This window comes from Thiocystis violacea, from assembly GCF_016583565.1.
GTDB lineage: Bacteria > Pseudomonadota > Gammaproteobacteria > Chromatiales > Chromatiaceae > Thiorhodococcus > Thiorhodococcus violaceus_A.
Genome location: NZ_NRRF01000005.1, coordinates 12,081 through 25,930, shown reverse-complemented (window position 1 = coordinate 25,930; position 13,850 = coordinate 12,081). Strand labels below are relative to the sequence as shown.

Here is a 13,850-nt window from a genome sequence, read left to right as displayed (position 1 = left end):
TCGCCGGTCATGGGTTTCGCGTGACGCCTTGGCCCGCCAAACCAGGATGGTGGCGGCGCGCTCGGGCGCAGGCCCGCATCGGCCAGAACCCACGCCGTCCACCTCCCCATCGCTCCCGACCTCGAGGCTGCCGGATGAATACCTCGCCCGCCGCGCGCAACGCCTGCCCCAGCCGCCGATCACTCGTGCTGCTCGCGCCGATCGCCTTGGCGCTGGTCGGACTGCTGCTGCCGCGCGATCCGCTCTGGCCGCGGCTTGCGCTGCATACGGCACTCGAGGCGCTGGGGGCCGTTGTCGCGATCGCGCTGGCGATCCTGATGCTGACATTCCCGGCGCGGCGCGGGGAGCCGGGGATGCCCGCCGCCATCCCCATGGGATTGTTCGCGCTGGGCGTCCTTGCGGGTTGCTACGCGATCTCCGAACCCGGTCATGCGTTCATGTGGCTGCAAAGCCTTGCGCTCTGCATCAGCGGGTTGGCATTCGCGAGCATCTGGCTGCCATTCGGACAGGTACCGGCCGCGACGCATCGCGGGCGCGTCCTGGCGGTCGCGGGCGTCGCGCTCATGCTCGGGGTGTCGTCCCTGATCCTTGCCGGATGGGCTCCCGGGATGCGCGGGGGCATCGCCCTCGGCCCATGGGCGACAGGGCTCGACCTGCTGGGTGCCGCGCTCTTCTTTCTTGCCGCTGTGCGCCTGTGCATGCGCTACCAAGAGACGCGGGATCTCGGCGACCGGCTCTTTGCGCTGCTCTGTGCGTTGCTCGGGGCCTCGGGTCTGCTCTTCCTGCAGACAGGCGCATGGACCCCGGCCTGGTGGTGGCTGCATCTGTTGCGCTGGGGCGCCTATGCGCTCGTCTTCCTGGTCCTGATGATCGGCTTGGGGCGGGCGTTTCGCGCACAGATGCGCGCGGAGGACTACTGGCGCTCCATCATCGACTCCTCCAACGATGCCATCGTCGGCACCGACGCGCAGGGCACCATCAACCTGTGGAACCGCGCGGCCGAGGGTCTCTTCGGCTACGCGCGCGAGGAGATCATCGGCCAACCGGTCAGCCTGCTCTTGGCCACGCGGGAGCCGACGCGCCAGGCGGCGCTGCTCGAGCGCATCCGCCGGGGCGAATGCCTGTCCACCGATGAGGAGACGCTGTACCGCAAAGACGGCAGCGAGGTGACGATCGACATCACCTGCTCGCCCATCCGCGATCTCAAGGGGACGGTCCTGGGGGCCTCCGGGATCATCCGCGACGTCAGCGAGCGCAGGCGCACGCGGATGCGGCTGGAGTCTCTGCTGCGCTTCAATGAGATGCTGATCGCGCAATCGCCCGTCGGTATCGCGGTCTATCGCGAGGAGGGCCGCTGTCTGATGGCCAATGCGGCGCTTGCCGTCTCGGTGGGCGCCAGCGTGGAGCAATTGCTGGCCCAGAGCTTCAGAGCCATTCCCTCCTGGCAGGCGAGCGGTCTGCTCGCCGCCGCGCTCGACGTCCTGGCCAGCGGTCGGCCGCGCGACTGTCTGGCCGAGATCGAGACCAGCTTCGGCAATCAGGTGGTCTTGGCCTGTGCCTTCACGGTCATCGAGGAGGCCGAGCAGCGGCATCTGCTCCTCATGGCCAGCGACGTCACCGCGATGCGCAAGGCCGAGCGGGCGTTGCGGCTCAGCGAGGAGCAGTTTCGCCAGATCTTCGAGCGCATGAGCGGCGGCGTGGCCGTCTACGAGGCGGTCGACGAGGGCGCCGACTTCGTCTTCGTCGATATCAATCCCGCCGTCGAGCGGATCGAGGGCGTGCGCGGGGCCGACATCGTCGGCCGGCGTCTGACCGAGGTCTTTCCGGGGGTGCGGGAGTTCGGCTTCCTCGGTGTCCTGCACGAGGTCTGGCGGACGGGCGAGGCGCAGACCCATCCGCTCACGCTCTATCGGGACGAGCGCATCGTCGGTTGGCGGGAGAATGACGTCTATCGGTTGTCCTCGGGCAAGGTGGTCGCCGTCTATGAGGATCTGACGGAGCGCAAGCGTGCGGAAGAGGAGATGCGCATGGCCCATGACCGGCTGCTGCTGGCCGCCCGCGCCGCGGAGATCGGCATCTGGAGCTGGGACTTCGCGACCAATCGCCTCACCTGGGATGCGCGCATGTGCGCCCTCTACGCCGTGCCCGAGGGATTCGCGGCGAGCGGGGTCTTCTACGATGTCTGGCGCGCCCGTTGTCACCCCGACGACCTCGCCGACACCGAGGCGGCGCTCCGGGCGGCGCGCGACGGGGATGGCGATTTCGACCGCAATTTCCGGATCGTCCTGCCCGATGGCGGTCTGCGTTATCTCCACGCGGCCGCCTTGGTGGAGCGGGATGCGTCCGGGCGGCGATCGCGCATGGTGGGCATCAACCGCGATATCACCGCGCAGCGCGAGACTGAGCAGAAGCTCAGAGAGGGCACGCGGGCGGCGGACGCCGCAAGCCGCGCCAAGAGCGCCTTCCTGGCCAATATGAGTCACGAGATCCGCACCCCCATGAACGCCGTCATCGGTCTCTCGCAGCTGCTGCTCGACACCCAGCTCGATGCCCGCCAGCGCGACTATCTCGACAAGATCGAGCGCGCGTCCAAGGCATTGCTGCGCATCCTCAACGACATCCTCGACTACTCCAAGATCGAGGCCGGTCGCCTGGAGCTGGACGCCGTCGACTTCCAGCTCGATGAGATCCTCGACGCCACGCAAGGGGTGTTCGCGTTCGCGGCCGGGCAGAAGGGCCTGGAGCTGTTGTTCGACATCGATCCGGGGGTGCCAGCGGTGATGCGCGGCGATCCCTTGCGCCTTGGGCAAGTCATCAACAACCTGGTCGGCAACGCCGTCAAGTTCACCGACGCCGGCGAGATCCAGCTCCAGGTCGCCTGCGCGGCCATGACGCAGAGCGAGGTTGAGCTGCGCATCGCCGTGCGCGACACCGGCATCGGGCTGAGCGCGCAGCAATGCGCGCGGCTCTTCGATCCCTTTCAGCAGGCCGATTCCTCGATCAGCCGCCGCTTCGGCGGGACCGGGCTCGGACTGACGATCAGCCGGCGCCTGGTGGAGATGATGGGTGGGCAGATCGAGGTGGACAGCCGCCGTGGAGCGGGGAGCACCTTCAGCTTCCGGGTGCGTCTCGGTCGCTCGGCGGTCAAGCCTCCCGAACCCCATGCGGGACGGCCGCGCCCCCCGCGCACCCTGGTCGTCGACGATCAGCCCACCGCGCGCGCGCTCATGAAGAAACAGCTCGCGGCCTTGGCCTGCGAGACAACCCTGGCGGACAGCGCCGAGGCCGGCCTCCGGGCCCTGGTCGCGGCCGATCGCAAGGGCGCGCCCATGGAACTCCTGCTCATCGACTGGCGGATGCCCGGTCTGGATGGAATCGAGATGGTCCGGCGCCTCGCCGCCATGGTCGCGAACGGGGAGGTTGCGCCTGCCCGCGTGGTGATGATGGTCACGGCCTTTGGCCGCGGCGATGTCCAGGCGGCGCGCCGCGACATCCGTCTGGATGCCCTGCTCGAAAAGCCGGTGAAGCCGTCCGCGCTCCGCGCCCTCCTGAGCCAGCTCGAAGGACCCCCGAGGCGCGCGGACCACACCACCGCGCCCAGGGCGCTGCAAGGGTATCGGGAGCTGACCCGGGCGATTCACGGGGCGCGCATTCTGCTCGTCGAGGATCTGGAGAACAACCGGCTGGTGGCTCAGGATCTGCTGACGCGGATGGGTCTCTTGGTGACCACGGCGAGCAACGGCCAAGCCGCGCTCGAGCGGGTCGCGGCCAGTGGCTTCGACGCCATCCTCATGGATCTACAGATGCCGCGGATGGATGGCTTCGAGGCGACGCGCGCCATTCGTGCCATGGGCACGGGGGCCGACATCCCCATCATCGCCCTTACCGCCGCCGCCATGGCGGATGACGCGCGGGCCTCGGTGGCGGCGGGGATGAACGCCCATCTGGCCAAGCCCATCGATCCCGAGCGGCTCGCCCACACGCTGGTGCAGTGGATCGCGCCGCGCATGCGGGGGCGCGCCGCGCCGACCCTGGAGCGCAGAAGCGGCGGGCGGGCGGGCAAGCACGTCCAGGGGCGCGCTGACGGGATGGCGGAACCTGATCTCGCCGGGGTGTCACAGCCGGTGGATTGGGGCAAAATCCGCCCCCAGTTGCGCGAGCTGGAGGCGATGCTGCTGAAGAAGCAGGGCAAGGCGCGGCGTCAGGCGGAGGCGCTCGGCGCCGCGCTGTCCGCAACCGCCCTGGCGGACGCCTTCGAACAGCTGCACCAGCATATCCGCCGACTCGAGTTCAAGGACGCTGTTGTCCGATTGCGCGCACTGCTCGCGTTGGAGGGGAGGCAAACGCCATGACGCAGTTCTTCACCAAACGGCCCACGGTCCTGATCGTCGATGACGTGACGGCGAACATCGAGGTCTTGATCGGCGCCCTGGAGAGCGACTACGAGATTCAGTTCGCCACCTCGGGCGAGGAGACGCTCGAGCTGCTCGCGGCCGAGGAGAAGCCGGACCTCGTCCTGCTGGACGTCATGATGCCGGGCATGGACGGCTACGAGGTCTGCCGACGCTTGAAGGTCAGTCCGGCCACCCAAGACATCCCCATCATCTTCGTGACCGCCAAGAACGAGATCGAGGACGAGACCCTGGGATTCGACCTGGGCGCCGTCGACTATGTCACCAAGCCCTTCTCGCTGCCGAGCGTGCGCGCACGCGTGCGCACCCACGTCAGGCTCAAGCGGCAGGCCGATCTGCTCGAGTCCCTGATCTCCCTGGATGGTCTGACCAACATCCCCAACCGGCGCCGCTTCGACGCCGCACTGCACGTGGAATGGGGGCGCGCGGTCAAGGACCGGGAACCGCTCTCCCTGCTCATGATCGACGTCGACCACTTCAAGGGCTACAACGACCACTACGGGCATGGCCCCGGAGATATCTGTCTGTGCGCCCTGGCGACCTGCCTCACCGAGACCCTGAGCCGGCCCGGCGATCTCGCCGCGCGCTATGGCGGCGAGGAGTTCGCGGTGCTGCTGCCCCAATGCGACGAGCAGGAGGCCCGGCGGATCGCCGAAGCGCTGCGCGCCGCGGTCGAGGCCAAGGCGATCCCCCACGCCCAATCCGCGACCTCGCCGTGGGTCACCGTCACCATCGGCGCCGCCTGGCGGGTGCCGGCAGCCGGCGACCGGCCGCGCGAGCTGCTGCGTCTGGCCGACCAGGCGCTCTATGCCGCCAAGGGCGAGGGCCGCAATCGCGTCGGCGTCTTCTCCGCGCGGGCGGCGCGGCCTTGATCCTCAGCAGGATCGGTTTGGACCGGTAGGGTGGACGAGCGAAAGCGAAGTCCACCGAATCCCGCGCCCTTGTTGGTGGACTGCGCTGCGCTTGTCCACACTACAGAAAGCGACTGGCCCGAAGGATGGTCGGCGTCGGCACGTCCGTCCAACGTCGAGGCTGCATTCAAGCCTGGAGCACGGACTTTGCCCCTCCTACCCGCCACCGCTTCCTGGGTCTGTTCATTCCCGGAATTCACCTTAGCGCGATCGATCGCCGGCCCTCACCCATGACCGATAACACCCCGTCTTCAGAGACCACCGCCCAACTGCTCGCCATCCTGCGGACCTTCGTCGAGGACTCCCGGATCCCCTTGCCCCAGGAGGGAATCGGCTTGGACACGCGCCTGGAGTCGGACCTGGGTCTGGACAGCCTGAGCCGCTCCGAGCTGATCGCCCGCCTGGAGGCCGGGCTGGACAGGCGGCTGCCGGATGCGGCCCTGTTGGCGGCGACGCCGCGTGATCTGCTCGTGATGCTCGGCGCGGGGCAGGGCGTCTTGAGCGGTGTCGCATCCGCCGACTCGGGGGTAGCGAGCGCGGCGCAAGCGGGCGTGCCGACGGCGGCGCGGACCTTGCTCGATGTGCTTGCCTGGCACCGCGACCACCATGGGGCGCGGACGCATATCACCTACTACGACGGCGACGACGCCACCCATCTCATCAGCTATGCGGATCTCGCCACCGGCGCCGCGCGGGTTGCCGAGCGGCTGCGGCGCGCCGGTCTCAAGCCGGGCGCTAGGGTGGCGGTCATGCTGCCGACCGGGCCGGACTACTTTTACAGCTTCTTCGGCATCCTGGTCGCCGGCGGCGTGCCCGTGCCCATCTATCCGCCGGCGCGGCCGCAGCAGTTGGAAGACCACCTGCGCCGGCACGCGCGCATCCTCGAAAATGCCGGCGCGGCGCTGTTGATCACGGTGCCGGAGGCGCGCGCCGTGGCGCGGATCCTCAAGGCCCAGTTGTCCTCGTTGCGGGAGGTGATGACCCTGGACGGGGTGATGGACGAGCCGGAGATCGCCGTCTGGGCGGATCCCGCGCCGGAGGATCTGGCCTTTCTCCAATACACCTCGGGCAGTACGGGCAACCCCAAGGGCGTCATGCTCTCGCACGCCGACCTGCTGGCGAACATCCGCGCCATGGGCGAGGCCATCGCCATCGATACGGACGACGTCTTCGTCAGCTGGCTGCCGCTCTATCACGACATGGGGCTCATCGGCGCCTGGCTCGGCAGCCTCTACTTCGCGGTGCCGCTGATCTCCATGTCGCCGCTGGCCTTCCTGGCGCGGCCCAGCCGCTGGCTGCGCGCGATCCATCGGCATGGCGGGACGCTCTCCGCCGCGCCCAACTTCGCCTACGAACTCTGCCTGACGCGGCTGTCGGACAGCCAGCTGCGGGGACTGGACCTGAGCTGCTGGCGGCGGGCCTTCAACGGCGCCGAGCCGGTGAGTGCCGACACCCTGCAACGCTTCGCCGAGCGCTTCGGCGCCTACGGCCTGCGCGCGGACGCCCTGGCGCCGGTCTACGGACTCGCGGAAGCGGCGGTCGGACTGGCCTTTCCGCCACCGACGCGCGGTCCGCGCATCGACTGCATCGACGCCGTGCGCTTTGCGAACTCCGGCTATGCGCTGCCCGTGCCCTGCGATGACCCCGACGCGACCCAGGTCGTGGCCTGCGGTCGCGCCTTGCCGGGTTACGCCGTCCGCGTGGTGGACGCTCAGGGCGGGGCGCTTCCGGAGCGGCACGAGGGACTGCTGCAGTTCCAGGGACCCTCCGCGACGCGCGGCTATTACCACAACCCCGAGGCCACCGCCGCGCTCATCCGCGACGGCTGGCACGAGACCGGCGACCGCGCCTATCTGGCCGGTGGCGACATCCACCTCACCGGCCGTGTCAAGGATCTCATCATCCGCGGCGGGCGTAACATCTACCCCTACGAGGTCGAGCAGGCGCTCGGCGAACTGCCCGGCATCCGCAAGGGCTGCGTCGTCGCCTTCGCGGCCAAGGATCCCAAGCAGGGCAGCGAGCGGCTGGTGATCGTGGCCGAGTCCAAGGAGCATGATCCGGCGCGGCGGGCGGCGTTGATGCAGCGGGCGCGCGCGTGCGCGACGGACATCCTCGGCCTGCCGCCGGACGAGATCGTGCTGGCCCCGCCGCGCGCGGTGCTCAAGACCTCAAGCGGCAAGCTGCGGCGGGTCGACACCCGCGAGCGCTATCTGGCGGGCAAGCTCTTTCAGGGGGCGCCGCGGCCGTCCATCCAGGTCCTGCGGCTGGCCGTCTCGGCCGTGCCCCTGCGCGCCGGGCACTTCCTGCGGCGTTTGCCGGGGCGGCTTTATGGCGCCTATGCCTGGGCCGTCTTCTATCTCATCGCGCCCTGGTTCTGGATCGGCGCCATGATCATGCCTCGGCTCAGCTGGCGCTGGAGTCTGGTGCGCTTCGGACTGCGGCTGATGCGGCGGCTCACCTTCGTGCGACTGTCGGTGAGCGGGCGCGAGCGGCTGCCGCCGGCGGGGGCCTCCTATGTGCTGGTCGCCAATCATCAAGGCTATCTGGACGCCCTGGCGCTGATCGACGCCATCGCGCATCCCCTGAGCTTCGTCGCCAAGCGCGAGCTGACGCGCAATCCGCTGGTGGGTCGGTTCCTGGCGCGCATGGGCACCCTGTTCGTCGATCGGTTCGACCTCCAGCGCAGCAGCTCGGAGTCGGCGCAGCTCGATCGCGCCCTGGCGCAGGGCCGCTGCCTCGCCTTCTTTCCCGAAGGCACCTTTCGCGAACAGCCGGGCCTCATGCCCTTCCGCATGGGGGCCTTCGCGGCCGCTGCCCAGGCCCGGGTGCCGGTGCTCCCCGTGACGATCCGGGGAACCCGCGAGATCATGCCGGGCGACAGCTTCAGACCCAGGCCCGGCCAGGTCAGCGTCCGCATCGGACCCGCGCTGGAGCCGACAGGCAAGGATTGGGAAGCGGCGGTCGGGCTGCGCGATGCCGCGCGCGATGTCATTGCCGCGCAGCTGATGGAGCCCGCATGTGGAGCCCAGCCTGAGTGACGCCGCAGCGCGGTGTCACGAGCACGCGAGATGTGGTTGTTTCGTGCGCGACGCAAAGCCACCGGCTGTCTGCCGCTGGTTGCTTTTCCGAACCCTGACGATCAAATTCGATGCGTTGCGCACCCAAGCCTTGGCCAGCAACGGATCGACAGTACCTCTGGGGTACACTGCCAGGTAGATGCGTCCTTGCCCAAGGAGGGCACCCGCGATGGCACCGATGAATGCAGCTCCTCACCCAGGACTCAGCTGGATCGCACTCGGGATCGGACTGCTCCTGACCCTGTTCGCCACCCTCGATGTGCGCTCCGGCGAGGAGGCCAAACGCGACCAAGCGCTGCGGCTCATCGGTCATGACCTCGTGTATGAGCTGCATCAGCAGGTCCATGCCCAGGCACTCTTTCTGCGCGCCGCCGCCGCCTTCTTTGCCGCTTCATCGGAGGTGACGCGGCAGGAGTGGCAGACCTTCATCGCGCAGAGCAAGACGCACCGGGGTCTCCCCGCCATCCAGGAAGCAGGCTTCGCTCAGCTGATCCAGCCGGACCAGCTCGACGCGCATCAGCGGGGGCTGCGCGCCGAGGGCTTTCCCGGGTATCGGGTCTGGCCGGCGGGGCGGCGGACGCTGTATTCCGCCATCGTCGATCAGGCGCCTGTCTCCGCCGACAGCCAGGGCAGGCTGGGCTACGACCTGCTCACCAACCCGCGCTGCCGGGTCGCCATGGAGCAGGCGCGCGATCAGGATCTGGTCGTGCTTGCCAACCATGTCCTCTTGGATCGGGAGACCAAGGGGGACGTGCCCCCGGCCAATCTGATGTTCGTCCCCGTCTATCGGGCCGGTCTGCCAACCGCCAGCGTGACGGAGCGCCAGTCGGCCCTCATGGGCTGGATCTACGGCGTCTATCGGCTGCCCGATCTCATGCGGGGCATCCTGGGCGGCAGGGATCGATCCGCCCCCCTTCAGGTGCGGCTCGCGGTCTACGACGGTGTCCGAATCAGCCCCGAGAGCCGCTTGTACCCAGACCCGACGGGCGACAACGGCCAAGGCGAGACCTCGGGTCGCGCGATCGAGCTGCCCCTGGACTTCAATGCACAGCGCTGGACGCTTCAGGTGACGCCCATGGCCGATGCGCCGCCGGCCATCATGGCCTTTCCGGTGCTGCTGGTGGCCATCAGCGGCGGTCTCATCAGCCTGCTCCTGGCCGGTCTGCTGCGGGCGCTGAGCAGATCCCGCGAGCACGGTGCCGAACTCGCGCGGGAACTGCATGCCAGGCAGCGGACCGAGGCTGAGGTCAAGCAGCTCAATGCTGCGCTGCTGGAACAGGAATCCACGCTGCGGGCCGTGATCGACAGCCTCCCCTTCGAGTTCTGGGCGCGCGATCTCGAGGGGCGCTGTTTCATGGAGAACGCGCTGCTGATTCGGCATTGGGGCAGCCAGATCGGCAAGCGTCTGCCGGAAGCGGCGGTCTCCGAGGAGGCGCGGAACCTCTGGCTGAGCAACAACGCGCGCGCCATGGCGGGAGAGGTGGTGGATGAAGAGGTCTCCTATGCGCCGGAGGGTGAGAGACGGATCTTCCGCAACATTCTTGCCCCCATCCGCCAAGGGGAGCGCATCCTGGGCATCTTCGGCCTCAACATCGACATCACCGAGTCTCGGCGCGCCGAGCAGGCGCGCGACCTCGCCCTCGCCAAATATCGCGTCCTGTTCGAGAGCTTTCCACTCGGGATCACGGTATCCGACGCTCAAGGGTGGATCCGCGAGACCAACCAGGCCGCCGAGCGCCTGCTGGGTCTTGCGCGCGACGCGCATCTGAGCCGCGCGCTGGACGGCGCGGACTGGCAGCTGCTGCGACGCGACGGCACGCCCATGCCTGCCGAGGAATTCCCCGGCGTGCGCGCGCTCCGCGAGGGCGGCAGTCTCTACAGCGGGGAGTTCGGCTTCGTGCGGACCGATACCGAGGTCACCTGGCTTGAGGTCATCGCGGCGGCCCTGCCGCCCCCGAGCAGCGGGGTCGTCCTCACCTACGGCGACATCGGCGAACGGGTCGCGAGCGAACGCAGACATGAGACGGTGAGCGCCGTCGCGCAGCTCGCCAGCACCTGCGACAGCTTGGATGGTTTCCATCAGGCGCTGCCGCCGCTGCTGGCGGCGCGGCTGGACTTTCCCATCGCCGCCATTGCGCGCCTGGATCCTGACCATGAGGACATGGCCTTTCTGAGCAGCGTCGGATTGGCCGATGTCGTGCCTGGTCGGCTGGCACCCGTGGTGGCGAGCGAGAGCGCATCGGCAGACAAGGGCGTGCAATCGTCCCAGGAGCCGGACGGCCGACCACCCGCCGAATCCATTCCGGCTGCGCTGTCCGCGCTGGGCGTCGTCACCTGCATCAGTGTGCCGCTGCAGCTGGGCATCGACACGGCCGGCTGCTTGCTGCTCGCCGATACACGCCATCGCTCGGAGGTGGCGCGTGTAAACGAGGCATTGATCTCCGTGGCCGCGGCGATCGAACGGCTGGAGACCCAGCACGCACTGCGCGATGAGGCGCGGCGGCGTCGCATCCTGTTCGAGCAGTCAAGGGACGGCATCGCGTTACTCCGCCCGGATGGCTCCCTGGTCGAGGCCAATCCGGCCTTTGCCGCCATGTTGGGCTATGCGCTGGACGAGCTGATGGAGCTGTCTGTCTGGGACTGGGACGTCGCCATCCCGCGCGCGCGACTGCAGGACTATTTCCGGCGTGCGGATGAGTTACACCGCATCGCCGAGACCCGTCACCGCCGTAAGGACGGGAGCGAGTACGACGTCGAGGTGAGTGTGAACTGCGTGGAAGTCATGGGGCAGCGCTATCTGTTCTGTCTGCATCAGGACATCACCGCCCGCAAGCGGGCGGAGGCCGAGCTGGAGCGGCACCAGCAGGACCTGGAGCGGCTGGTGGGTGAGCGCACGCGCGAGCTGGAGCGGGCCAACGCCGTCCTGTCGCGCGCCGACGAGCGGCTCAGGGCCATGTTCGAGATCAGCCAGTTGGCCGATACGCTGGACGAGCACGACCTGCTACAGCAAGGGATCGACGCGGGGGTGCGTCTGACCGAGAGCGAGGTCGGCTCTCTGTATTTTCTCGACGCCGAGCAGAAGGCCATCCGGCTGGTGATCTGGTCGAGCGGGACGCTGGCCCGTTGCGGCGTCGCCCCTCAACCGCACGCTCCCATCAGCGAGGGCGGTGTTTGGGCCGATACCGTGCGTCTCGCACGTCCCGTCATCCACAACGATTTTCAGCGGTTGAACGAACGACGGGGTCAACCTCAAGGCCATATCGAGCTCGTTCGCTACCTTGGGGTTCCCGTGATCGACGACGGGCAGGTGCGTGCCCTGCTTGGGGTCGGCAACAAGTCCAGGGATTACGACGAATCCGATGTGCGCCAACTCCAGGCCATCGGCAACGACCTCTGGCGGATCTACCGGCGTCGCCGCGCCGAGATCCAGCTCGTGGCCGCCAAGGAAGAGGCGGAGGCCGCCAGCCAGGCCAAGAGCCGCTTCCTGGCGAACATGAGCCATGAGATCCGCACCCCCATGAATGCCATCATCGGGCTGACGCATCTGCTTCAGCAGTCGCGCCTGAGCGAGGCGCAGCACGAGCGCCTGGGCAAGATCGATGCATCGGCCCATCACCTCTTGGGCGTGATCAACGACATCCTCGATCTGACCAAGATCGAGGCCGGACACATGCAGGTGGAAGCGCGTGATTTCGCGCTGCCGGAGGTCCTGGAGCACACGCGCTTCCTGATCGCGGAGTCGGCGGCCGCCAAGGGACTGCGGGTGGATGTCGATGCGCGCGGTCTCCCCCGATGGCTGCGCGGCGATCTGACGCGCTTGCGTCAGTGCCTACTCAATCTCGCCGCCAATGCCGTCAAGTTCACCGAGCGCGGCCGGATCGTTCTGCGTGCGCTCTTGGAGCACGAAGACGGCGAGCAGCTCCTCGTGCGCTTCGAGGTCGAGGACACCGGGATCGGCATCGAGCCGTCGACGCTGGCGCGCGTGTTCGAGGCCTTCGAGCAGGCCGATGAATCCGTCTCGCGCAAGTATGGCGGGACCGGACTGGGACTGGCGATCACGGGCCGTCTGGCGCGCTTGATGGGCGGTGACGCCGGCGCCCAGAGCGAGCCCGGCAAGGGCAGCTGCTTCTGGTTCACCGCACGCGTGCGGCAGGGGGCGGCCGTTCATCCCGAATCGCGCGCGACGCCTTCCCGGCAGGTGGCCGCCGAGATTGCACAGCACTACAGTGGCGCGTGCATCCTCCTGGCGGAAGACAACCCGATCAACCAGGAGGTCGCGCTCGAGATTCTGAAGGCCGTCAACCTGAGTGCCGAGACCGCCAGCGATGGTCGCGAGGCGCTGGAGCGGGTGCGCGCCAAGCACTATGACCTGGTTCTGATGGACGTGCAGATGCCCGTGCTCGATGGGCTGGAGGCGACGCGCGCGATCCGCGCCTTGCCGGGGTGCGCGGAATTGCCGATTCTCGCCCTGACGGCCAATGCCTTCGACGAGGACCGCCGGGCCTGTCTGCAAGCGGGCATGAACGACTTCGTCCCCAAGCCGGTGGAGCCGCAGGCGCTCTATGCGGCGCTGCTTCGCTGGCTGCCGCGAACACCGGGCACGCCTCTGGAATCCCTCGCCGAGATGCGCGATGCCCCCGTGGAGACCGCAACCGCGCCGTCAGCCTCGGCGGCATCCGCGCTGGACCGGTTGGCTGGGCTTTCTGGCCTCAATGTGTCTCGCGGACTCGCCGCGCTCAACGGGAATTCGGACAAGTATCTTGCGCTGCTGCGTCGCTTCATCACCAGCAGCCGGGAGCAGCCCGCCGAAATCTCGGCTCACCTCCATGCCGGCGAGCAGGAGCCGGCCCGGCGGATTGCGCACAGCATCAAGGGCGTGGCGGGCACCCTCGGCATCAGCGCGATGGCGCAGGCCGCCACCCGCCTTGACAGCCTGCTGCGCCAGACGGAACCCCCCGATCCTGCCTTGATCACGCCAGTGATCGACGAGATGGAGCAGATGCTCGGGGTGCTCTCGGCCGCGTTGGAGCCGACCCAGCCGAGGCCCTTGCCCGAGCCGGTCGAGGCGCCGGGCGACCCGGCGGCCGCCGCGGCCATCCTGAGCGAACTCAGCACGCTGGTCGCGGAGGCGGACACGGCGGCCCTGCGGCTGTGCGAGACCCATGCGCCAGTGCTCAGAGGCGTCCTTGGCGACGGGTTCGACACACTCATGGAGTCTCTCGAAGCCTTTGATTTCGACGCCGCGCTGGCTGTCTTGCAGACCGAGCGGCCGGCTTCGGCGGGATCCTGATGGACAGCGAGTCTCTCGGACGTCGGCATAAGGTGATTTCCGGGAAACAACAGACCCGCGGTTCCGATCCGGTAGGATGGGCAAAGCCCTGGCGATGCGCTGCTTTCGGAGTGCCGAGGGTCCAGGGGCGTGCCCATCATCCCAGCTCGGCGGCTTGCAC

General features: G+C 68.4%; 4 protein-coding genes. All 4 read left to right on the top strand.

What is annotated here, in order from left to right:
* Nucleotides 1-134 precede the first annotated feature (134 nt).
* The 4 genes from CKO23_RS03210 to CKO23_RS03195 all read left to right on the top strand — a co-directional run bounded on the left by CKO23_RS03210 (nt 135) and on the right by CKO23_RS03195 (nt 13,690).
* Nucleotides 135-4,352, top strand: a complete 4,218-nt coding sequence (locus tag CKO23_RS03210) for a PAS domain S-box protein (protein WP_200328312.1) — start codon at nt 135-137, stop codon at nt 4,350-4,352.
* On the top strand, nt 4,349-5,284 hold the full coding sequence (locus tag CKO23_RS03205; RefSeq protein WP_200328311.1) for a diguanylate cyclase domain-containing protein: 936 nt from the start codon (nt 4,349-4,351) through the stop codon (nt 5,282-5,284). Before CKO23_RS03210 ends, CKO23_RS03205 begins: the two co-directional genes overlap by 4 nt.
* A gap of 269 nt (nt 5,285-5,553) precedes the next feature.
* Nucleotides 5,554-8,361 carry an AMP-binding protein gene (locus CKO23_RS03200; RefSeq protein WP_200328310.1) on the top strand — a complete coding sequence of 936 codons (2,808 nt, stop codon included), beginning with the start codon at nt 5,554-5,556 and terminating at the stop codon, nt 8,359-8,361.
* 208 nt (nt 8,362-8,569) lie between these two features.
* Nucleotides 8,570-13,690, top strand: coding sequence for a CHASE domain-containing protein (locus CKO23_RS03195; protein WP_200328309.1), 5,121 nt, complete (start codon nt 8,570-8,572; stop codon nt 13,688-13,690).
* The last annotated feature ends 160 nt before the right edge of the window (nt 13,691-13,850 follow it).